The sequence below is a fragment of the Saccharopolyspora soli genome (assembly GCF_022678645.1).
In the GTDB taxonomy this organism is placed as follows: Bacteria; Actinomycetota; Actinomycetes; order Mycobacteriales; family Pseudonocardiaceae; genus Saccharopolyspora; species Saccharopolyspora soli.
In genome coordinates, this window is sequence record NZ_JALBWV010000001.1 from 62,482 (window position 1) to 84,789 (window position 22,308).

Below are 22,308 nucleotides of genomic sequence, written 5' to 3' on the forward strand. Positions count from 1 at the left end.
CTTTGGTGTGCAGACCACCGCGGTAGCTGGTGCGCCGGGAACAACGCCCGCTTCGCGTCTGTTCGAACGAACGGACCACCGGTTGGCCCGCCGCTGGAATCCGCGGGCGCGTTCTTCCTCGAACTGAGCACAGTGGACACCACCGGCTCGGATGCCGTGGCGGCCCCTGGCGCGGGCGCGAACGGGGATCGGCGTCGCCTGAGCCTTCCGGAGTTGAACGTGCGCTGCAAATGCGGTGCGCGCATCGCGTTCCCTTCTTCTTTTGTCGAGGGCGAACCATCCGCCGCGATGGCGGAAACACCGCGGCACGGACATTACGGATGCCACCCGTTTCGACCGCGCGACCCGATGGTTAACTGTGCATCACAAGAGATTCACCGCGTGTTTCCGCTTGCGGTGCTGGGCCCATTTTCGCGCGGCGCTCCCGAACTGGCCGAAACGAATAGAGGTGTCGGCGGCCGCGCTCGACCCGACCCGCTCAAGAATGGTGAAGGCGCTGTTCAGCGGCCCGAGGGAGGTGCGGTGCCCACCGCCGGCCACATGTCACCTATTTGCGTCACCGATCATTATCTCGATATCTGACGGGATCGTCAGAATGCCGTCGCGGCTTCGGCGCGCGGTTAACCTCCGCGAGCCCGCGAGCTGCGAAAATCGTTGTCCTGGCGCTGTGTTTCTCCGCGGTGAACGAATATTGCCGCGCGGCGCCAATTGCTGGTCGGCGGTGTTGGCGGATGTGCCGCGCTCGTGCCACCATGTCGCTCCACCGGAAGATCAAAATCCTGCTGAGCGCGACCCGAGAATTCGGTCGCCGCGGCTGTCGGCTCACTGCCGGGCGCGGGTGTCGCGGGATCCAGCGGGCGTTCCGCCCGCCCGCTGGACCCCAATGGTGACCCCGTCCGCATTACAGGGCCGCCCCCAACTGTAGCCGGGGGGCAGCCGAATACCTGTGGGGAACCTATGAAAAGCGCCATGGGAACCTGTGAGAACGAAAGCGCGCACTCCGGTGGAACGCTGACCGCTGCGGTTCGACCGGGGCGACGGGAACGCCCAAATGTCCGCTGTGGACGGTTGGAGCCGGTCCTCCTCCTAGAGGTCCAGCACCAACCGGGCGCTGCACGATCGAGACACGCAGATCATCATCGTGTCGTTCGCGGCTCGTTCCTCGTCCGTGAGCAGGGAGTCGCGGTGGTCGGGAACGCCGTAGAGCACCGGCGTTTCGCAGGTGCCGCAGATGCCACCCCGGCAGGAGGACAACGCCGGAACGCCCGCCTGCTCGACGACTTCGAGGATCGACCTGTCCTCCGGAACCGTCACGGTGATCCCCGAGCGCGCGAGTTCGACGTCGAACGGAAGGCTCTTCCGCGTGTCGGCGCTCGTCTTCGGGGAGAACCGCTCAACGTGCAGGCTGCCGAGCGGCCACCGCGCACAGCGCTCCTCGACCGCGGTCAGCAGCGGTTCCGGACCGCAGCAGTAGACCGCGGTGGCTTCCTGCGGTCGCCCGAGCAGCCCGTCCAGGTCCAGCAGTCCGGCCTCGTCCTGCGGCCACACGCTCACCCGGTCGCCGTATTGCTCGGTCAGTTCGGTGCGGAACGCCATCGAGGTGCGCGTCCGACCGCCGTACACGAGCCGCCAGTCCGCGCCCCGCGCCTGGACCTGCGCGACCATCGGTGCGATGGGGGTGATCCCGATTCCGCCCGCGATGAACAGGTACCGCTGCGCATCGACGAGCCGGAAGTGGTTGCGGGGACCGCGGATCCGCACCATGTCGCCGTCGGCCAGTTGGTCGTGCACGTGCTCGGAACCGCCGCGGCCAGCGGGCTCGCGCAGCACCGCCACCTGGAGCACCGAACGGTCGGCCGGGTCACCGCACAGCGAGTACTGGCGCACCAAGTCCTCGCGCAGCACGAGATCCAGGTGCGCACCCGGTTCCCATTCGGGCAACTGCTTCCCCTCCGGGTGGCGCAGGGTCAGCCGCACCACGTCGTCGGCGACAAGTTCTTTCCGGTCGAGCAGGACCTCTAGCTCCACCTCGGTCCTGGACAGGACACCCGCAGTCATCAACGCCTCCTCAGCGAGAACTCACGCCGGTGCGCAGATCATGATCAGCGCGCCCAGGATCATCCTGGTTTCTCGGGATTGAATGCCGTTCACCGGCTTTCCGCTGCTCGCCGTCCGCTCGATCGGTGAGCGTGCCGATATGGCAGCGGTTGCTTTGTTCGGCAGCGCAATCGTGGCACAACGCGGTGCTTCTGACCAGCGGAGTTCCGCGCCGAGCGGCCTATTTTTGAACACGCTTTAACCTGCCGGAAACATCGGGTAGCGGCGGTGTTCGCGCAGTTCGCGGACGTTCCGCGGAACAACAGGACACGCGGTCGTGCTGGAACGCATGCAGGTGTCCCAGAAATGGCGGACGGGCAAATGTGTAACACCTCTGCGGCGCCTAGGGCGGTTGTCGTAGTGCTCTGATCAGCTGTTTTCTGGCGAAGTGCGGCGTTCGGCGAGTGTTCCTCGGTGTCCGGTATATGCGTGCCCGCAATTGTGGAAGCGCCCGGAGAATATGCGGAATTCACCACCGAGGAAACGGTGAAGGCAGGTCGAATTAATACCTCGTGATGCGGCGGTTATATGCCAGCCATCTGGTCGACACGGATACCCGACGTAATGGCGGGACCGCGACTTCCGCCGTCGCGGGCAGCCGCCGAACGAGGTTCCGCCACCTCCGATCGACCGGAGCGAACCGGTCGTTGTTCGGCGATGAACGCAGAAAGGAACAGCATGCTCGCACCGCATTTGCAGCACCTGTCCCCCTCCGCTCTGCCCAGTTCCCGCAAGCTCGCCACCGCCGTCGGAATCGGCGTTCTGGGCGTGCTCTTCCTGTCACCCACCGCCTCGGCGCACGTCTCGGTCACTCCGGATACCGTGGTGGCAGGTGAGCGGTCCACCGTGTCCTTCCGCGTGCCGAACGAACGCGATGACGCGTCCACGGTGCGAATCGAGGTGAACTTCCCGGCGGATCGGCCATTGACATCCGCCACGCCGCGCGCCGTCCCCGGCTGGACCATCACCGTCCACAAGCAACAGCTCAGCAACCCGATCAGCACCGAGCACGGAACCCTCAGCGAGGCGGTGACCTCCATCGTCTGGGAGGGCGGCCAGATCGCCCCGGACACGTTCCAGGAATTTCCGGTGAGCATCGACTCGTTGCCGCACGAGGCGGGCCCGCTCGTCTTCAGGTCGCTGCAAAGCTATTCCGACGGCGCGATCGTCAGGTGGATCGACACCGAGGCAGCGGGGCAGCCCGAGCCGGAATACCCGGCACCGTCCTTGTCGGTGGTACAACCACAGCCGCCCGCCGCCGCCGAGTCCACTTCGGACACCCCAGCCCGACTGCTCGGCGGCGCCGGGCTCCTCGCCGGACTGACCGGGCTCGGCTGGGCGGCTCTTGGCAGGCGCAAGCCTGCGCAAGCGCGAGCGGCCACGGCCGAGCAGAAGGAGATGGCGCGGGTGTAGGGACTGCCGTGGTGCTGCGAAGACTGCTCGGCGTTCTCGGCGTGCTCCTGATCCTCTTGGTCACCAATCCCGGCACCGCCTCGGCACACGCCGTGCTGTTGGGCACCACGCCGGGGAACTTCGAGGTGCTCACCACCGCGCCGCGCGAGGTCACACTCCAGTTCAACGAACCCGTCGACATCGGCCTGGCCGAGATCCGGCTCATCGGCCCAGGCGGCGCAGAGGTCGCGGGCATCGGCCGACCAACGCATCCGCCGGAACGCCTCGACGTCGTGGCCGCGACCTTGCCGACCGAGCTGGCTGCGGGCACGTACACGGTCGCTTTCCGGGTGGTGTCCACCGACGCTCATCCGGTGCCGGGCGCGTTCGCCTTCAGCGTCGGCCAGGTCACGGGCGGCGTCGCGTCCAGCGCGGGACCGGAGACCGGCGGTGCCGGCGGCGCGGTATCGGCGCTGTACGGCGTCGCCCGCTGGCTCGCGTACGTCGGGCTCGCACTGCTGGTGGGTACGGCCTTCTTCGTCGCGGCGTGCTGGCCGGGCGGCGAGGTGGTGGCCGGGGTGCGCCGATTGCTGTGGAATGCCTGGGGAATCCTGTTCGCGGGCACCCTGGGCGCGTTCGTCGCGTACGGGCCGTACGCCGCAGGCGGATCCATCGGCGACCTCGCCGATCCGGCCTTGCTCGGTTCGACCCTGGGCAGTCGGATGGGCGTGGTGCTCGCCGTGCGACTGGGTCTGCTGGGATTGGTCGCCGCCGCACTCGTGCACGCGCTGCGCCGCGCGCCGTTCGCCCAGCACGAGGCCCGAGACCAGCGCTTGCGGACCGGATTGGTGCTCGTCGGTGCTGTTGTGCTGGTCGTGACCTGGAGCCTGGCCAGCCACAACGCGAGCGGTGCCCAGGTCGTGCTGGCATTGCCGGTCGACGCGGCGCACCTGCTCGCGATGGCGGTTTGGCTCGGCGGGCTGCCGGTGCTGCTCGGCGTCTTGCTGCGTTCGCGCGACGTGGTGGGAATGCGGATCGCGATCCCCCGGTTCTCCCGAACCGCGCTGGTCTGCGTCGGCGTCCTGGTGGTGACAGGCACCTACCAGGCATGGCGCGAAGTCGGCACGCCGTCCGCCCTGTTCGGCACGACTTACGGCGCGGTGCTCGCGGTGAAGCTCGGCGTGGTCGTCCTGCTCGTGGGTTCGGGAGCGTTGGCCCGCAACTGGGTACGTCGGCACTACGGGTTCGATGCCGTCGCGGTCGCCGACAAACCGCGGACCCGCAAGGAGAAGCGGCGAGCCCGCAGCAGGCCCGGAGCTCGCGAAGTCAGCAGGTTCCGCCGGTTGATCGCGGTGGAGCTCGCACTCGCCGCGGCGGTGCTCGGAGTGACCGTGTCCCTGGTCAGCGCGGAACCCGCCACCGCCGAACTCGCCAGGATGCGTGCGGCGGCGGAGACCCCGACACGCGTCGGGCCGGTCAGCGGCATGCTGCCGTTCGACGCCGGTGGCGGCGAACAGGGCGTGGGCAAGCTGGCGGTGCTGGTGACACCCGGTGTGGTGGGCAGGAACGAGGTGCACCTCGCGGTGTTCGACGCGAACGGGCGACCGAAGCAAGTTCCCGAACTGCGTGCCGAACTCCGGCTGCCGACGCGTTCCGTCGGACCGCTGCCCGTCGACCTCCAGGTCATCGGCGGCACCCACGCCATCTCGCCGAACGTGCCGATCACGATGCCGGGGGAGTGGGAAATCGCCGTCACCGTGCGGACCTCCGAAATCGACCAGACCGTCGTGCGAATTCCGATCGGTGCGCGTTGACCCCAGGGAGACTGGATGTGGGATGGACCAGCACCCGAGCGTGATCAAGGTTGGTGCGCGCAGCCTGCCGGTGGAGGCGCTGGAGCGGCTTCGCCGCCAGGTCGTCGCCGCCGTCGAGTCCGGCGTTTCGCAATCGCACGTCGCGCGCACGTTCGGCGTTTCGCGGAAGACCGTCGGGACCTGGGTCCGCGCCTACCAGGAGAAGGGCGAACAGGCGTTTCGCCCGCGGCGTCGTGGCCGCCGCCGCGGGGAACAGTTGGCGCTGTCCACGGCACAGCAGGAGTGGCTGGTCACGACCGCTGTGCGCGGTTCACCGGACGAGTTGGGCCTGCCGCACCTGTTGTGGACCCGGCGGGCGGTCGCCGATCTGATCCGCGCGCGGTTCGCGATCACGCTCAGCCCGGCGACGATCGACCAGTACCTGTCCCGATGGGAACTGCTCGGCAGATCCGACCAACTCGCACCGGGGCACGACGGGTCGCGACGGGGCCTGGGCGGCCGCGAAGTGCTGTGGACGGCGTGGACGTGCCCGCGTCCGTTGGTGGGTCCCGATCGATTGCACGCACTGGTGGCGGTCACGAATCGCGGTGTGCTGTTCTTCCGGCTGGGTGAAAGCCCTTTCGACGGCGAGCGGCTGGCCGATTTCCGCAAACGGCTGCGCGTGCAACTCGCGAGCGACATAACCGTGGTAGTGCGGATGTGGCCGGCTGAACAATCACAACTGCTCGGGCACTGGCGGGCTGTCGAGCCCGACGTAGTCCTGGACTTGGCGACGCACTGAGCTCGCGGTCAGGCGCACTTTCCGCGCCTTCTGCGGTTCATCGTGTTCGGTGGCAAATGAACCGACACGACCCGCCGTATTCGATCGCCGCGGACTCGCCTCATTCGTGTCACGCGGCTGTTAAATGTGTTGGCAGATCTTCCTGGAACTGGTCGTCACGGTGCGTCGAGTCGGGATTTCCGGAGGGGCAAACATGTTCCACCAGGTTGCGCGGTCGGCCGATGTCGCGGCATGGCGCGGCCGTAACCTATTTGCGCGACAGTCGTCGGATCGGTCGATCGAAGCCAATCCGGTCCGCTCGTACCGGAAATCGCCGGAGACCAGTTCAGAAGATGCTTTCCCCGATCGGAAACACGGACGAAACCCGGTTGCGGCAACGATTTCCGAGCCACTGGGAAGAAGCCGTCGAGAGTGCCACCATGCCAGCAAGCCGTGTTTCTCCTCGCCCGAGAGTTCCACATCGGGCCACCGCACACCTGAGAGAAAGCCGAGAATTCGTCCCAGCTCGCACCAGGAGGCGAACCGCATGCGAACCCGGCGTTACCTCGCAGTCGGAGCGGCGACCCTCGCCTGCTTCAGCGCTGAGCCCGCCAGCGCCGCAGCTGCCACCGACCCGGTGACCGCCGCGAGTTGTACGGCGGTCTTGGACGGCGTGGCCGGCCAGGGGGTCCTGCTGGACCCCCGTGCGGTGGCCGATCCGATCGCCGGGGCCCTCGGCCTGCTGGATCCGCTCGACGGTCTGCGGGAACCGTTCCGCCAGGCGTGGAACGCCGCACCGCCGATCCCCGTTGGCGCCGTTCCCGTCGGCGAGGCGGTGTTGTCCGGGACCCAGATCGCCGACGCGGCCATCGCGCGGCTGCGGGAAATCCCAGTCGTGGCACCGGTTCTCGATCCGCTGATCCCCGCCGCGCATTCGGCGCTGAGCACGGTGTGCGGCATGGTCGTCCGCGGCGACCAGCCGGGAGCTCCCAGTGGTGGCGAGCCCCCGGCGTCACCACCACCGGGTCCGCCGTCCGCGCCGCCACCGTCCAACGAGGCGCACTGGAACGCGCCGGGGTCGTCGTCGGATTCGTCGAGTCGCGATGTCGTGCGCTTCGGCGTTCCACTCACCGGCACATGGCCTTTCGGGCTCGACAACCGCGTCGTCGGTGTTCTCCAGCCGGGCGCGCCCGGCGCGGGTGGTGGGGAAACCGAGGTGCTGAACTCCCAGGCCGATCTGTCGGCGGGACGTGCGGACCCGTTGCCCCCGGAAGCGCACCGCCCGCCTTTGGCGGCGCTGCTGGCGGCACTGTTGATCGCCCTGGTCAGCGCGCAACTGGTCCGCACGTGGGTGTCGCGGTCCAAGCCTTAGCGGCGAAAAGGGGCGCTTCGCGGGACGCCCGTTCAGGGGCGAGGATTTAATCGCGCAGGGCCGTCGGACGTGCGCCGTCGAGAACTCGGCGAAAATCATCCAAGCCGGGTGCCAACGCCTGGATCGCAAACACCTGCCGCCGCTGGGAAATACCCGCGTCGCAAATCAGATGGGGCTGCTTCCCGCGCTCTTCCCGTCTCTTGGCCAGCCATTCCGCGGCGCCGGTCGACACCGCGAACGTTCTGCGCCGTTTCTTCGCGACGCGGCTGGGAAGTATTTAGCTGAAACGCGTGTGGACCGGTTATCTGCACAGTTCCTCACTGGTCGGGTGAATTGCGCTGTGAGCGGCGTTTTACGGTCGGTTTACTCGGGTATCTGGTTCCTTGACGGTGATCATGTTCTAATTTTTGCGTTCGACTTGTTCGGACGGTGCCGTTGGTAGCCGACCGCTGGTGTGGGAACTCCGCGTTTTGCCGGGGATGGCGGTGGAGTTCGGCATTAATCCGTTTCGGGGCAGCGTTGTTGTGCGGCGCACTTCGAGGCGGGTCGGAACCACGGCTGGTTCGGGGGAGGTCCCGCCGGTGCGCGACGCCTTCGGACGTGCAACATCCGCTGGCGATCTGGAGATCGCACGGATACAGAAGGGAATCACATGTCCTCAAACGCTCCCCCAGGGGGCCGACGATTCCGCCCCACAACGGTGGTGTCGGTAGGCGTCGCGGTGGCCACCGCCTCGACGGTGGTCGCCGCGGCACCGGTGGCCGCCCTGCCGGTCGGCATCGGTCCGGTGCCGATCACCTTCACCCTCAACGACAGCAACGGCAACTGGTTCGATTCCGGGCTCGAACTCTTCGGCGGCAAGTCGCTCGCCGTCGCCGAGTTGCCACGGGTCGGCACGTCCGCCCTGGACGGCGGGATCGTCCCCAGTTTGCCGGACGGGGGTGGCTTGGGCCTGGGCAGCCAGAGCACAGCCCAGACCGCCGGGCTGATGAACGTCAACCTGGTGGACTCGCTCACCGGTCTGGTGACGGACCCGGCGAAATCGGCGCCGACACTGGGCCAGACCGGGGCCAGCCTGGCCGATGCGCTCAACCTGGACAGCACCATGGCAGCGGTGCAGTCGCTGGCCGCCGCCGAACCGGAGGCACGGCCGTACGCCGCCCAGGCGCAGGGGTTGCTGAACCAGTTCCAGGCGGAGGTGGCGAACCTCCCGGTCGACGCGCCGATCAACCTGAACAGCCTGCCGGTCGGTCTCGACCTCCAGCGGGCGCTGAACGATCTGGCGATGTTCGCGGAGAAGGGCCCGGCCATCACCGCGAACTTCACGATCGCCCAGCCGGACAACGAGTCGCTGCACGACATCACCTCGTTGATCTGGCCGGAGGGGGCACCTTTCTTCGAGCAGATGGGCGCCTTCGCCGGGGAGGATTCAACGCAGCTGACCGAGCCGGGCCTGTACGCCTGGGCGTGCACGATCCACCCGTACATGCTCGGTGCGACCGTGGTCGACGACCCGCTGACCATCGGCCTGGACTTCGGCAAGAAGCTCCAGGTCAACTCGCGGGATATGGCCGTGCCGTCGAGCGCGGACGTCATCCAGCAGCTGGTCCGGATCTTCTTCACGGCCACCGTGCCGGACAACTGGCAGCACTTCAGCAACAGCCAGCCGACCGAGTGGAATCCGGTGTTCCCGCCAGCACCGATCCTGCAGTACGACGAGCAGGGGAACCCGTTGCTGGTGCCCAACCTGGACGCGTACTACGACAAGAAGTTCGAGTACCCCAGGGCGTTGCCCCAGCTGACTCCACCGAAAACCCCTGGTGTGGGGGAGGTTTGGATAGATACCCAGATGGAGGAGTACGCGGGCAAGAGCAAGGTCGGTGCGCCCACGAAGATCAATGTTGAGAACTGGACGATCGACCGCAAGATCTCCGGTTCGAGCATCAACATGAACAACCCGCACAACATGTGGACGGACCGGGACTACAAGTACCTGTACCAGACGGAATGGTTCGACGATGAGCTTTCCGTCTTCGATCGGGCCACCGGTGAACACCTGCGGACGATCGAGGTCGGCCCGGATCCCTCCCACGTGATGACCCGCACCGATACCGACCAGGTGCAGGTCGCCATCAACGGTGGGACGGACGTCGTGGAACTCTCACCGGGTGCCACGAAGATCGACCGGCGGATCCCGGTCGGCCCCTCCAACGAGCCGCCGCAGCATCCGCACGCGTTCTGGCTCAGCGGGGACGGGAAGACCACCGTCACACCGAACGTCAACCCCTACGACGCCAGCGTGATCGACAACGCGACCGGAACGTACCGCAAGGAACCGACCGGCGAGCTGCCGATCGCCACCGGGATGACGCCGGACCAGTCGAAGTTCTACATGGCGGACTTCCTCGGTGCGAGCATTTCGTGCGTTTCGCTGGCGGAGGACGCTTGCGTGCAGGACGGCAAGAAGGTCCACAACGCGAGCATCGACTTGTGGGAGAACTACGACCCGGTCGCGGGGCGGGACGGGGACAAGCCGTGGGGTGGCCTCACCATCCAGCTCCCGGTGAGCCCGGACGGCAAGGCAATGCTGGCTGCCAACACCTTCAGCGCCACGGTCTCGGTCATCGACCCGAAGACCGACACGGTGGTCAAGGAACTCGGGTGCAACGCTGGCTGCCACGGCATCAACTTCGGTGCGAAGCAGGGCGGCGGTTACTACGCCTACGTGTCGAACAAGTTCTCCGACGCGGCGCAGGTGATCGACGTCGATCCCAACGGTGATGGCAACATCTCGGATGCCACCATCGCCGGTCAGTTGCTGCTCGAACCCACTGCGGACACCAAGATGGAGGACACCCTCACCGGGCAAGCCGGGATGGGCGGTCAGGGTGTGTTGCCGATTCCGCTGGTCTACAACGGTTGGTCGCAACAGGTTCCTGCTGGATGGCGGGAAAAGCTGACTCCGCAGCAGCTGAACCCGATCAGCTGAGTTGATTCCGCAACAACTCAGCTGCTTCGAGCCATCTGACGACAGCAGGTGAAATCGCGCCTGGGGCCGGGGTTTTCCTCGCCCGGTCCCAGGCTGCGACATCCCGGGAGATCCCATGGTTCATCGTCCGAATTGCTTCCCCGTCCGCTTGGCCGGGCTGCTCGTGGCGGTGCTGGTGACAACCTTCGGCTCGCTGGCCCTGGCCCCACCCGCCGCGGCCCGCGTCTCCATCGTGCCCGACACCGTGCGGGGCGGCGGTACCGAGACCTTCGCCTTCCGACTGGCCAACGAACGGTCGGATACCACGAGCAACCGGCTGGAACTCGTTTTCCCCCACGACGTGCCCATCGCGTTCGTCGAGGTCGTCCCGGTCCGAGGATGGACCGCCACCATCACACCCCGTCCGCTGGATCCGCCGGTCAGGGTGGGGGATCGGGTGATCGACGAGGTCGTCGGTTCGATCGTCCTGGCAGGTGGCCCCGTCGGACCCCGCCAATTCGAACCATTCCTCATCACGATGGGTCCGCTGCCGGCTGGTGGCCGAATGGTGTTCGAGGCGACGCAAACCTTCGGCGACGGTGCCGTCGAACGCTGGACCAGCGATGGCGGCCGGACCACCCCCGGTGCTCCGGTGATCGTCATCGACTCGGGAACCGCGCCCGGCGCTCCGCCTCCGCCGGTGGCCGCCGACCTGGGCACCCCGCCGCCAGGACCAGCGGATCGACCCCAGGCCAGGGAGGTGGGGGACGACACCAACAGCGGCCTGCTGGTCGGTGCTCTCGGCCTCGGCGCGGCGATCATCGCCCTCGTCGGGTTCTGGGAGTACCGGCGCCGACGCCCAACACCCGCGCCAGCAGCGAAAGCCCTGCCGACGAGCGAACCCGATGACGTCGAGCAGCCGAACGCCGTGGAGGTGGTTGACCGATGACGCTCGTTGAACAACGCCCCCGAACCGGGAGCACCGGCACCCGCGGGTCGGCGATCACCGGCGGGATGATCGCGTGGGTGCTGCTGGTGCTGGCCTGCTGGGGGACGCTGCTGGCGGTGGCCGCGCCGGTGTCCACCGATGTTCCCGTGCTGCGGTCGACTTCCCCCGGCGCCGGCGCGACGGCTCGGCCGGACGACCTGCTGCTGAGCTTCGACAGGCCGGTTCCCGCCGGATTGGCCGTGGTACGCATGACCGACCCCTACGACCGGGAGTTCGACCCGGGTCGACCCACCCACCCGGACGGCCGCGCGGACACCATCTCGGTGCCGATCCCGAAGCAGAAATACGCTGGCACGTACCACGTGGCGTGGCGCGTGCCGACCAACCAGCTCGGCTCGGTTGGCGGAACGTTCACCTTCGACCTGGCATCCCGCAGCCCGGTGCCAGCTGCTCCACGACTCGACGCCGGGCCGAGCACGGTCGCGACGATCGGCTTCGCGGTGGCCCAGTTCGGCGCGCTCGCCGCGTTGGCGCTGCTCGTCGGCACGGTGGCGTTCGTCGCGATGGTCTGGCCGAGAGCTGTCGACAGCACAGCTGCTCGTCGACTCGTCGGGTACTCGTGGGTCGGGCTCTTCGTGGCCACGCTCGCGGTCGCGGTGACCTACGGGCCGTACGCGGCCAACGCACCGCTGACCGAAACCTTCCACTTAGGACTCATGGTGGGCACGTTGCAGTCCGAGATGGGCGCCACGTTGCTCGCCCGGTTCGCCGTGCTCGCCCTGGCCGGGATCGGCCTCGCGCAGTTCATGTCCAGCGCGCCCGCGCAGACCGTGCGCTCGCGTTTGCTTGGCGGTGGTTCAGTCCTGGGCTGCGCGGCGGCATTGGCGACCACGTGGAGCTTTGCCAGCCACAGCGTGGTGGGGCCGTTGGTGCCGCTTTCGGTCGTGGTCGACGCCATCCATCTCACAGCTGCGGCGGTGCTGGCTGGCGGCTTGGTGATGTTCGGCGCGGTGCTGCGGCGCAAGGATGTGGTCGCCGACCTCCCCGCCATCGGGACTAGGTTCGCACGCACCGCGTTGGTGTGCGCGAGTGTGCTCGTGGCCACTGGCGCGTACCAGATCTGGCAGCAGGTCGGTGGATTCACCGCGCTGGGCACCCCAGCGGACTGGCTGTGGGTCGCGAAAATCGCACTCGTCCTGGTGCTCGCCTGGACCGGGTTGGTCGGATACTGGCGTCTGGGTCAACACCTGTACGAACCGGAATCCGTTGGCGCAGCGGAAAAACGCCGCGCCAAGCGTGGTTTGCCCGCCGGAGTGCCGAGCCGATTGCGCGGACTGGTGCTGGCCCAGGCGGGAATCGCCGCGGCGGTCGTGGCCGCGACGACGACGCTCGGCGTCGGGCAGCCCAGCCGCATCGCGCGGGCCGAACCCGCCGCCGACCGGCAACAGGCACCGCCTGCTCGGCTGGCGTTCGACACCGGGGGACGGGACGGCCAGGGCTCGTTGGACCTGATCGTCGTCCCGGCGGCGGGGGAGAGGGCGCTGCACGTCTCGGCGTTCGACCTGGCGGGCGAGGTCAAGGACGACCTGACGATCACCGCGGTGTTCAACCCGCCGACGCGGTCCGACAAGCCGGTGCCGGTTCCGCTCCGGAAGGTGGCAGCGGGTTACTCGGCTGGTTCGGTGCGCCTGCCGAGCAGCGGCCAATGGGAGCTCGCGCTGACGGCCCGGTCGATCGACGGGAAGCAGCAGACCTTCTACGGCGTGGTCGGCGTCGCCTGACGTCGTACCCAGCCCCAGCCCGCCTGCTCGACATCCCAAGGAGATGCCGTGTCCTCGCCCGGTACCGATCGGCAAACCCGCCCGCCCGTTGCCAAAGCCAACGCGAAGCAGCCCCGGACCAGCGCGGCTACTGCCGTCCGGCTGCTCGCTCGTCGGGTGCATTTCCTGGCCGGGATCGCGGTCGCACCTTTCCTGGCGGTGTTGTGCCTGACAGGACTCGTCTACGCGTTCAGCCCGCAGATCCACGATGACCTGTACCACTCCCAGTTGTACGCGAACGAGCCCGACGGCTCTCCGCGGCCGGTGTCGGAGCAGGTGCGGGCGGCGCTGGCCGCGCATCCGGAAGGTGCCCTGCGGTCGGTCATCACGCCGTCCGGGCCAGGCCGTACCACCCAGGTCGTGCTGTCGGTCCCCGGCCTGCGGGGCGTCGGTGACGGTGCCGAGGGCAGGACGGTGTTCGTCGACCCGTACACGAACTACATCAACGGCGAACTGACCACGGTCGGCAACCTTCTGCCCGCCAATGTCTGGCTGCGCCAGCTGCACAGCAACTTGCACCTGGGGGAGCCGGGACGGCTTTACGCGGAGTTGGCCGCGAGCTGGCTGCCGCTCATCATCCTCGGCGGCCTGGTGGTTTGGCTGGCCCAGCCACGTCGCCGGAAGCGCGTGACGTGGCGCGAGCTGCTCGTGCCCACCCAGCGCGGTGCCCCTGAAGGATGGGCGCGGCTGCGCGGCGTCCACGGACCGCTCGGGCTGTGGTTGGCCGTCGGCTTGCTCGTCCTCGGCGTCACGGGCCTGGCCATTTCCCAGTTCGCGGGAGGTAGGTCGGACCAGGCGGCCAACCCGCTGCACCTCCGGGCGCCGACGCTCACCGCGGCGCCGGTGCAGGTGCCGACGAGTCCGTCGGCGATGCCGGAAGTCCCGCCTCCGGTGACGCCGTCGCTGCTACCGGAAACCCCGCGGTCGACGTCGGAGGCGGCAGCGGGAGTGCCGGAAACTTCCACTGCGGAACCGGAACCGCCGTCGAGCACGCCGGAAACGCCGCCGTCGGTGCCGGAAACCACGACGGTGCCCGGAACGACCCCACCGGAGCCGACGACGCCGGAAACTCCTTCGCGAGAGCCGGAGCGCCCGTCACTGCTGCCGACGGTTCCCCCGCTGCTGCCCTCGATCCCACCAGAACTGCCCTCGATTCCGCTGGGGTCGTCTCCGGTTCTGCTGGTGTCGCCGACGTTTCCGGCGTCGGCGAGCCCCGTGCGGATCAGCATCGACCACGCGCTGGCCGTGGCCAGGGCAGCGGGCCTCGGCGGCGAGGTGATCGTCACCCCGCCCAACGGGGACGGCGGCGTGTTCACCGTCGCGGAACGCTCGGTGGGGCTGCCCATCCAGCGGGACAGCATCGCGATCGACCCCTACACCGCACAGGTGGCCGAGCGGATCGGCTGGGCGGACTACTCCTTCGCGGCGAAGCTGACCACGTTGAGCGCGGAGTTCCACACCGGCACGCTCTTCGGACTTGCCAACCAACTCCTCTTGGCGGTGCTGGCGATCGGGCTCCTCGTGCTGATCGGACTCGGCTACCGCATGTGGTGGGTGCACAACCCGTACCGGGGGAAGTGGGCCGCCCTGCCGCCCCCGGTGTGGCGCCAGTTGTCGCGCCCGGCCCTGGTTCTCGTCCTGCTGACCGTCGTCGCGCTGAGCTGGGTGCTGCCGGTGCTAGGCATCAGCCTGGTGGCTTTCGTCGCCCTCGACAGCGTGATCAACGCGGTCCGGCGGCGACGCGCTGGAACCGCGAATCGCTAGGCGACCGGTGCACGAATTCTTCAGACGGAGGTACCTGGCGTGTTTCTGCCCGACGAACACGATTGCTGGAAGAACCTCAGGAACCGCGCGGTGCTGCTCGTCGGGGTGCTAGCGCTGGCCGGACTGGACGGCGTGGTCCGGGAGGTCGATGTCGGCGACGCGGCGCGCGGCGTCGGCCCGCCCCCACCCGCGCTTGCTCCGGCCGAGCGCGGCGCCCCGCTGTACTTTGAGCTGCCGCCGGACTTCCCGGTCCAGGCGAACTCCGTTCCCGAGCCGCAGCAGACCGCGAGTCGGCCATCCGCATTCGGAATTCCAACCACGGTCCTGTCCGCCTACCGGCGCGCCGCCGACTCGGTCTCCGCGACCGATCCCGGCTGCCGACTCACCTGGTCGGTGCTCGCCGGGGTCGGGCGGGTCGAATCCAACCACGCGAGGAACGGGAACGTGACGGCCCGCGGTGACATGCGGGCACCGATCTACGGCCCGGAACTGGACGGGACCGGCGACAAGGCGGCGATCCGCGACGACGACGGCTGGGCTCGCGCCGCCGGACCCATGCAGTTCATCCCGTCGACCTGGGCGAAGTGGGCAGCTGACGGCTCCGAAGACGGCCGGGCGGATCCGCAGAACGTCTTCGACTCGACCTTGGCAGCGGGCCGCTACCTCTGCGCCGGGAACACCGATCTGTCCACAGCGGACGGACTTCGCGCAGCCCTGCTGCGGTACAACCATTCCACGCAGTACGGGTACGTCGTGACGGAATGGATCCGAGCGTACGAGCGGGGCGGACATGCGATGCCCGACCACCCCGAGACAGCTGATCCGCGGCACGAACTCGCCGCGGGCCCGCCACCCGCTGCCAACGATGGCTCTCCCGATCACACCGGTGCCGCTGAGCCGTCACCCGATCCGGCTCAACCGCCCCAGGATGATGGCCCAGCGCCGCCCGACAAGTGCCCGGCGCAGGACCCGGTCCGCACCGTCCACGGGATGCTGTGCCGAGTGGAGCCGGTGCTCGACCTGGTTGTCGGAACAGCACCGATCCACCAGGTGCCACCGCTGCGGGGAGGACATAACTGGTAGCGGAGGGTGGTGGAGCTGGCGATTTCGCGCGAAATCGCCCCACCGCCGCCCCAAGAACAGACTTCGAGATTGTCAGTCGAGGCTCCGGGGCCAACCAGTGCCCCGCGGCGATCCCGTTGGTACATCGGCCGATCAACGGTGATTCGCCTGCCGTCCATCTGGCGAAACTACGGTTTGTCCGCCTTTCTCCATTCCGTGTGGAGGCACACCGCTGAAAAGGTGGCACATGTCAGACAATCTCGGTCCCCGCGAGTCAACCCCGTCCCGCCGCCAGGTCCTGTTGGCCGGTACGGCCGCCATCGGCGCGGCCGCCCTGAGCACCACCGGCCTCGGCACTGCCGCGAACGCCGCTGGGGCGGGCGTTGCGGCCGTCCGCGCGCCGTTCACGCTCGGCGTGGCTTCCGGCGACCCCGTGCCGGACGGTGTGGTGTTGTGGACCCGCTTGGCCCCGAACCCGCTCGCCGAAGACGGTCTCGGCGGTATGCCCGACCAGATCGTGCCGGTGCAGTGGCAGGTCGCGGCGGACGAGAAGTTCCGCGACATCGTGGCCGCCGGGGCCGAGCTCGCCCTGCCGGAATCGGCGCACTCGGTGCACGTCGAGGTGTCCGGGCTGCGTCCCGGTGCCGAGTACTTCTACCGCTTCCGCGCCGGTGCCGAGCTCAGCCCGGTCGGCCGCACGAAGACCGCGCCGCGTTCGGGAGCGCGCCTCGACCGGTTCGCGTTCGCCTTCGCCAGCTGCCAGAACTACCCGGACGGCTACTACAACGCCTACGCCCACATGGCCGAGGAAGACCTCGACCTGGTCGCCTTCCTCGGCGACTACATCTACGAGGGCAACGCCGCGGGCAGCATTGGGCGCCCGCACGTGCCCGCGCGGGAGATCTTCACCCTCGCCGACTACCGCACCCGGCTCGGCCAGTACAAGTCCGACCCGAACCTGCAGGCCGCGCACGCGGCGTTCCCGTGGGCGGTCGTCTTCGACGACCACGAGGTGGAGAACAACTGGGCCGGGGACATCTCGCAGGTCGACACCGAGCCCGACCAGGACCCGGCGGTCTTCCGCGAGCGCCGCGCCCAAGCGTTCCAGGCGTACTACGAGCACATGCCGCTGCGCCGCGCCCAGCGTCCGACGGGGCCGGACATCCGCATCAACCGCCGGTTGACCTTCGGCGACCTGGTGGACGTCCACCTGCTGGACACCCGCCAGTTCCGCAGCGACCAGGTCCCGGCCGACCAGCGCGCGGACCCCTCGCGCACGATCCTGGGCACCGACCAGCGGGAATGGCTGCTGCGCGGCTTGGCTGGCCCGACCGCGCGCTGGAACGTCCTGGCGCAACAGGTGTTCTTCTCGCAGCGCGACTTCACCGCGGGTGACGCCGATTCCTTCAGCGACGACGCCTGGGACAACTACCTGGTGGAACGCAACCTGGTGCGCGACCGGTTGGCCGAGGCGTCCAACCCGGTGGTGATCACCGGTGACGTGCACGCCAACTACGTCGCGGACGTGAAGGCCGACTTCGACGACCCGGCCTCGGCGACGGTGGCCAGCGAGCTGGTCGGCACCTCCATCACCTCGGGTGGCAACGGGATCGACCAGAACCCCGGCGATCTGGTCCAACTCCAGGAGAACCCGCACATCAAGTTCATCAACCGCAACCGCGGTTACGTCCGCAACGTCATCACACCGACGGAGTGGACGGCGGACTACCGGATCGTGGATTACGTGAACACCGCTGGTGCCCCGATCCGCGACCGAGCCCGCTTCGTGATCGAAAACGGCCGCCCAGGCGCCGTCCAAGTCTGACCACGGGTGCGTGCGCAACCGACCCCTGCCCAGTTGCGCACGCACACCGCACGGGAACGCGGCTCAACAGCCAGCGGGCGGCAGGACCAGGGAGGCCGCCATTCGGAGGGCCGCCACCTGCGTTCCATCGCCCGCGTTCGGACGGTTGTCCGGCGCCAGCGGGATGAGCATCCTTGGCATACCGAGATCATCCCGCGACAGGGGCGCGTATGGGCGATACCCACGCCGAAACTCACCGCGGCACGTTCTGGGCGATGCTGGATCCGGCGGAGCGGGTGCTGATGCGCCAGGCCGGGACGGTTCGCCGGTTCGAGCCCGGTGAATCCCTGTGCAGGCAGGGGGATTCGTCCCGGCACGTCTACGTCCTGCTGCTGGGCAGCATCGAGATCGTCACCGACGTCGCCACCGGCTACGAGGGCGTGCTCGCGGTTCGCGGACCAGGTGACATCGTGGGCGAGTTCGCCGCGCTGGACGGCAAACCGCGCTCCGCGACGATGCGGGCGCTCGACCTCGTCGAGGCCATCGTGGTTCCCGTCGAACGGTTCAACGCGCTGTGCCAGTCCAGATCTCGGCTCGCGTGGACGGTTCTGCGGGTGATCGTGGAGCGATTGCGGGAGATCAGCCGTCAACGGGCGGAACACGGCGGTCGGTTGGTCGAACAACGCGTGGCGGCCCTGCTGATCGAGCTCGCGTCGCGGTACGGCGTGACGGCCGGGGACGGCGTCACGATCTCGATACCGCTCACGCAGAAGAGCATGGCCGGTCTGGTCGCGGCGTCCCGGGAGTCCGTGGTGCGCGTGCTGGGTGGGTTGCGGCGTCAGCGTTTGATCAAGACCGGCCGCAGGCGGGTGACAATCCTCCGCCTGGAGGAATTGAAACGGCTCGTTTCCTGATCCTCGAACGGCTTTCGGCCAATGAGTCAGGTGACGCAGTAGGCGGCAGCGGTTTGCCGTACATGTCTGTCATGGCCTTTCGAGGAGGAGGTTGACGGACATGGCAAGAAGTAGTTCGCAGCACACCAGCTCGGATGCTCCAGGGACGACGTCGATGCCCGCTATGCCGAAAGAGGAGACCACCGGACGCCATCGTCGTCGGCGGAGCCCGTCGACGCTGCTGTGGAACGCGTTGTTCACCGTCGTGCAGCTGTGGGGGCTGATCATCGTCCTGGTGCACATCCAACCCGACGGCATGGCCAAAGCGGCGCTGGCCGCGGTGATGGCTGCCGCGGTGATCGCGGTGATCTCGGCATGGCAGGAGGCGTCGTAGCTGCCGATGCTCAGCGGCAGCAGTACTCGACCGGTGGAAAGTGGTGCGTCCGCGCTGCTTTCCGCACGCCTTCGCGCGGCCGGTCGGCGAGCAGACGGCGGATGTCGATTGGACCGGCCGGAGGCGTTGGCTTTGCCAAATCGAAGATCAAACGGATCACCTGCGGGCCTACTGCCGCGATACAGTGCGTGGCAGGCCGATGTGTTGCGCCGGGGCTGTTGCCAGCGCTGATCGGAGTCACGGGGGGAGACGGCGCACGGGTATCGCGGGTTGGGAGGGGGTCTCATGCCGCAGTACTCAGAGGCGGAATTTCGGAGCATCGTGCTGGTCGATGTCGCGAGTTTCAGCGATGCGAGCCGGAAGTTCCTCGGTCAGCTCGCCGTGCATCGCGGTCTTGAGGAGTTGTTGGAGCGGGCCTTCGACGAGGCGGACGTCGGATGGCACTCGTGCGAGGTGGAGGATCGCGGCGACGGGAAGATAATCCTGGTGCCCCCGAACATCCCCAGGATCAGGCTGGCCGATCAGTTGTGGAACAGGCTGCTCGCCGGGCTGCGCCGACACAACGCGGTGCATTCCGACGCGGCGGTCATGCAGCTCAGGGTCGCGTTGCACGCCGGTGATGTCCGGCAAAGTCCCAATGGAAAGGTCAGCCCGGCAATCAATTTCGCGGCCCGCATTCTCGACGCGCGGGACGCGAAGAAGTCGTTGGCGCGGACGGGCAGCGCGCTGGCCCTGATCGCGTCGGAGGATTTCTTCCGGAACGTGATCGAGCACGACCAGGCGGCCGAGCCCGATGTGTTCCGGCAGATTTCCGTGGTGGTCAAGGAGACCAGCACCGTCGCGTGGTTGCGGCTGTCCGGCTCCACGGGTGAGACGACGACTTCCGAACCGGTGTCGGTGGAACGGGACGTACCGCACCGCGTCCTCGACCTCCTGCCAGACGACGACCTGAGCCAGTTGCGGGAATCGTTGAGCGAGGTCGTGGTCCCGCAGCTGCCGACGCTGCTGCGCCGAGCTGCGGGACCGGGCGTGCCGCCCGCGCCGCCCGGTGCGAGCGCATGGGAGGTCCTGGCGTATTTGGCTGATTTCAACGCGGGTGCCGATGGGTTTCCGCCAGCGCTGTCATTCGTCGAACTCCTGGCGCGGCAGGTCCCCGACAGCTCGCTGCGCGCTCGCCTTCGGGAATGGAACGACACACAGGCTCAGCGTCTTCAGCTCAGCTCCGAACTCGCGAAGCTTCGGGAAACCAACACCGAGCCGATCACGGCTGATGCCCGGCTGCATCTGATGATCGTCGTGCAGCACGATGGGATCGATCCGGACCGTTTCGTGGTTTCGCATTGGCGGCAGGATGATCCCGACGAATGGCCGCCCGCGCGTGGCGACATTCGTACGGTCCGGGGCGACGAGATCGAACGGCGGGTCGATGAGTTGGTGCTCGACGCCGAGCGGGCGTGGCGAGGCCACGCGGGCACCGTGGCTTTAGAGGTCGTCCTGCCCCGAGCTCTGCTGAGCCTTCCCGTCCACCTGTGGCGCAAGGAGCACGAGTCGGGAGTACCGCGCCCGTTGTGCCTGGACTACCCGGTCGTGGTGCGTTCGCTGGAACGGATGAGGTCCGACTACTGGCACCGGGTGTGGAAACGCCGTTGGCAGACGATGCGGGAAGACCCGTGGGAGGCGGAAGTCCACTTCGCCCGTCCGGCTGGCCCGGACAGCCCGCACGCTATCGATGCCGTGCTGGAGAGGGAACAGCGGTGTGCGGCGATCGTGCTCACCGAAGCCCCGCAGCCAGAACCCCGCAGCGGTGACCAGTTGATGTCCGCTCTGCGGTCCGGTTTGCCAGCAGTGCTGTGGCATCGTCGCGACGATTCGGAAAGCTTGCGGGAGATCGTCGAATGGTTGGCCAAAGAGGGCGGCTTGGGTGATCTGCCGCCCCGAACCCATACCGTCCGGCGGGATGCGCACCTCGATTCGCCTACTCCGTTCGATGTCAAGGCGGTGCAGGAAATGGTTGTGCTGTGGGATGATCCTGGGCGTTTGTTGACCCCCGACGAGCTCGCGGGCTAGGCAGAGGGACGCCTCGAATGGGCATCGACGAGCACCCCGACGGCGGCGCGGCACAGCGGCAGTCGCCGAGTTTCGGCACGCCTGGTTGGTGGATCTACCGCGGTACTGGCCGCCCGTTGCGCGACATCCGGCTGACCGACGTCCTCCCGGCTCCGCCGCCCTGGCGGGATTTCGGCGGCGGCCCGATCGCCGTGCGCGATGTGCCTCCGCCGGACGACGGTGAAGCTCGGCGTCGGCTCGGTGCGGAGTCGCACCTGTCGGAACGCAATGTCGACCCGCACGAGGTGGACATGGTGAACGCGGCGCTGTACTTGCGCCGCCCGTTGCTGGTCACCGGTCGGCCCGGCACCGGGAAGTCGAGCCTGGCGTACCGCATCGCCCGGGAATTGGGACTGGGCCGGGTGCTGAGGTGGCCGATCACGAGCCGCACCACGTTGAATTCGGGTCTGTACGCCTACGACGCCATAGGACGCGCGCAGGCCGCCGCGACGCGGCAGGCGTTGGCGCGGTGGGGCGTGGACGCGGACACCTCGTCGCTGAGCGCGGATCGCGCGATGACCCTCGCGGAACCGCCAGTTGGCGAGTTCCTGCGACTCGGACCGTTGGGGACGGCGTTCCTGCCCGCCGAGCTTCCTCGCGTCCTGCTGATCGACGAGCTGGACAAGAGCGAGGTGGACCTGCCGAACGACCTGCTGAGCATCTTCGAGGACGGCCAGTTCACCATCTCGGAGCTGGAGCGGATGCGGGACCGATCGCCCGAGGTGACCGTGCTGGCCGACGACCCAGGTACGACGGCCACTGTCGTCGACGGCCGGGTGAGCTGCCGTGCCTTTCCGATGGTCGTGATCACCAGCAACGGGGAGCGGGAATTCCCGGAGGCGTTCCTGCGCCGCTGCCTGCGGCTGACGATCAAGGAGCCCACCATCGAGCAACTCGCCGCGATGGTGGCCGCACACCTCGCCGATTCCGACGACGAGCAGCGGCAACGAATGATCCAGGAATTCCTCGACCGCGCGGCGGATGGAGGTGGCCTGCCAGCCGACAAGCTGCTCGACGCGGTGTACCTGGCGACCTCGGGCGCCTACCACGACGACGATTCGTGGTCGCGGTTGTTGGACGCACTGTGGCGGCAACTGACCTCGGTAACGTGAC

16 protein-coding genes are annotated in these 22,308 nt (G+C 68.1%); 15 read left to right on the forward strand and 1 reads right to left on the reverse strand.

What is annotated here, in order from left to right:
• The first annotated feature begins 132 nt into the window (after nt 1–132).
• The gene (locus tag MOQ72_RS00265) at nt 133–582 is read left to right on the forward strand and encodes a hypothetical protein (protein ID WP_242179665.1); all 450 of its coding nucleotides are present in this window, start codon (nt 133–135) and stop codon (nt 580–582) included.
• Between the two features lie 504 nt (nt 583–1,086).
• On the opposite strand, the gene MOQ72_RS00270 is transcribed toward MOQ72_RS00265, so the two are convergent.
• On the reverse strand, nt 1,087–2,058 hold the full coding sequence (locus MOQ72_RS00270; protein ID WP_242179666.1) for a PDR/VanB family oxidoreductase: 972 nt from the start codon (nt 2,056–2,058) through the stop codon (nt 1,087–1,089).
• 717 nt (nt 2,059–2,775) lie between these two features.
• On the opposite strand from MOQ72_RS00270, the gene MOQ72_RS00275 reads away from it, so the two are divergent.
• The 14 genes from MOQ72_RS00275 (at nt 2,776) to MOQ72_RS00340 (ending at nt 22,307) form a co-directional block, all read left to right on the forward strand.
• The gene (locus tag MOQ72_RS00275; protein WP_242179669.1) at nt 2,776–3,510 is read left to right on the forward strand and encodes a YcnI family copper-binding membrane protein; all 735 of its coding nucleotides are present in this window, start codon (nt 2,776–2,778) and stop codon (nt 3,508–3,510) included.
• Between the two features lie 8 nt (nt 3,511–3,518).
• On the forward strand, nt 3,519–5,303 hold the full coding sequence (locus MOQ72_RS00280) for a copper resistance CopC/CopD family protein (RefSeq protein ID WP_242179677.1): 1,785 nt from the start codon (nt 3,519–3,521) through the stop codon (nt 5,301–5,303).
• Nucleotides 5,304–5,325: 22 nt separating this feature from the next.
• A complete protein-coding gene (locus MOQ72_RS00285) occupies nt 5,326–6,084 on the forward strand; it encodes a helix-turn-helix domain-containing protein (RefSeq protein WP_242179685.1) in 759 nt (252 codons plus the stop codon).
• 526 nt (nt 6,085–6,610) lie between these two features.
• Nucleotides 6,611–7,435: a hypothetical protein gene (locus MOQ72_RS00290; protein ID WP_242179686.1), complete on the forward strand. Its 825-nt coding sequence runs from the start codon at nt 6,611–6,613 to the stop codon at nt 7,433–7,435.
• Nucleotides 7,436–8,087: 652 nt separating this feature from the next.
• Complete coding sequence (locus MOQ72_RS00295) at nt 8,088–10,424, forward strand: YncE family protein (RefSeq protein ID WP_242179689.1); 2,337 nt, start codon at nt 8,088–8,090, stop codon at nt 10,422–10,424.
• Between the two features lie 115 nt (nt 10,425–10,539).
• Nucleotides 10,540–11,352, forward strand: coding sequence for a DUF1775 domain-containing protein (locus MOQ72_RS00300; protein ID WP_242179691.1), 813 nt, complete (start codon nt 10,540–10,542; stop codon nt 11,350–11,352).
• Nucleotides 11,349–13,133 (forward strand): copper resistance CopC/CopD family protein, encoded by a 1,785-nt coding sequence (locus MOQ72_RS00305; RefSeq protein WP_242179694.1) that lies wholly within the window; start codon nt 11,349–11,351, stop codon nt 13,131–13,133. The genes MOQ72_RS00300 and MOQ72_RS00305 overlap by 4 nt, the downstream gene beginning before the upstream one ends.
• A gap of 48 nt (nt 13,134–13,181) precedes the next feature.
• Nucleotides 13,182–14,936, forward strand: coding sequence for a PepSY-associated TM helix domain-containing protein (locus MOQ72_RS00310; protein ID WP_242179695.1), 1,755 nt, complete (start codon nt 13,182–13,184; stop codon nt 14,934–14,936).
• A 39-nt stretch (nt 14,937–14,975) separates the two neighbouring features.
• Nucleotides 14,976–16,019 (forward strand): lytic transglycosylase domain-containing protein, encoded by a 1,044-nt coding sequence (locus MOQ72_RS00315; protein WP_242179697.1) that lies wholly within the window; start codon nt 14,976–14,978, stop codon nt 16,017–16,019.
• 226 nt (nt 16,020–16,245) lie between these two features.
• Nucleotides 16,246–17,823, forward strand: a complete 1,578-nt coding sequence (locus MOQ72_RS00320) for an alkaline phosphatase D family protein (protein ID WP_242179699.1) — start codon at nt 16,246–16,248, stop codon at nt 17,821–17,823.
• 209 nt (nt 17,824–18,032) lie between these two features.
• A complete protein-coding gene (locus MOQ72_RS00325; protein ID WP_242179701.1) occupies nt 18,033–18,716 on the forward strand; it encodes a Crp/Fnr family transcriptional regulator in 684 nt (227 codons plus the stop codon).
• Nucleotides 18,717–18,816: 100 nt separating this feature from the next.
• Nucleotides 18,817–19,089 carry a hypothetical protein gene (locus MOQ72_RS00330; protein WP_242179703.1) on the forward strand — a complete coding sequence of 91 codons (273 nt, stop codon included), beginning with the start codon at nt 18,817–18,819 and terminating at the stop codon, nt 19,087–19,089.
• Between the two features lie 285 nt (nt 19,090–19,374).
• On the forward strand, nt 19,375–21,156 hold the full coding sequence (locus tag MOQ72_RS00335; protein WP_242179705.1) for a VMAP-C domain-containing protein: 1,782 nt from the start codon (nt 19,375–19,377) through the stop codon (nt 21,154–21,156).
• Between the two features lie 17 nt (nt 21,157–21,173).
• Nucleotides 21,174–22,307 carry an AAA family ATPase gene (locus tag MOQ72_RS00340; protein WP_242179707.1) on the forward strand — a complete coding sequence of 378 codons (1,134 nt, stop codon included), beginning with the start codon at nt 21,174–21,176 and terminating at the stop codon, nt 22,305–22,307.
• Nucleotide 22,308: the final 1 nt, after the last annotated feature.

Coding starts and splice junctions, on each gene's coding strand:
- MOQ72_RS00270 (WP_242179666.1), bottom strand. CDS start 2,058: ATGACTGCGGGTGTCCTGTCCAGGACCGAGGTGGAGCTAGAGGTCCTG.
- MOQ72_RS00275 (WP_242179669.1), top strand. CDS start 2,776: ATGCTCGCACCGCATTTGCAGCACCTGTCCCCCTCCGCTCTGCCCAGT.
- MOQ72_RS00285 (WP_242179685.1), top strand. CDS start 5,326: ATGGACCAGCACCCGAGCGTGATCAAGGTTGGTGCGCGCAGCCTGCCG.
- MOQ72_RS00290 (WP_242179686.1), top strand. CDS start 6,611: ATGCGAACCCGGCGTTACCTCGCAGTCGGAGCGGCGACCCTCGCCTGC.
- MOQ72_RS00295 (WP_242179689.1), top strand. CDS start 8,088: ATGTCCTCAAACGCTCCCCCAGGGGGCCGACGATTCCGCCCCACAACG.
- MOQ72_RS00300 (WP_242179691.1), top strand. CDS start 10,540: ATGGTTCATCGTCCGAATTGCTTCCCCGTCCGCTTGGCCGGGCTGCTC.
- MOQ72_RS00305 (WP_242179694.1), top strand. CDS start 11,349: ATGACGCTCGTTGAACAACGCCCCCGAACCGGGAGCACCGGCACCCGC.
- MOQ72_RS00320 (WP_242179699.1), top strand. CDS start 16,246: ATGTCAGACAATCTCGGTCCCCGCGAGTCAACCCCGTCCCGCCGCCAG.
- MOQ72_RS00325 (WP_242179701.1), top strand. CDS start 18,033: ATGGGCGATACCCACGCCGAAACTCACCGCGGCACGTTCTGGGCGATG.
- MOQ72_RS00330 (WP_242179703.1), top strand. CDS start 18,817: ATGGCAAGAAGTAGTTCGCAGCACACCAGCTCGGATGCTCCAGGGACG.
- MOQ72_RS00335 (WP_242179705.1), top strand. CDS start 19,375: ATGCCGCAGTACTCAGAGGCGGAATTTCGGAGCATCGTGCTGGTCGAT.
- MOQ72_RS00340 (WP_242179707.1), top strand. CDS start 21,174: ATGGGCATCGACGAGCACCCCGACGGCGGCGCGGCACAGCGGCAGTCG.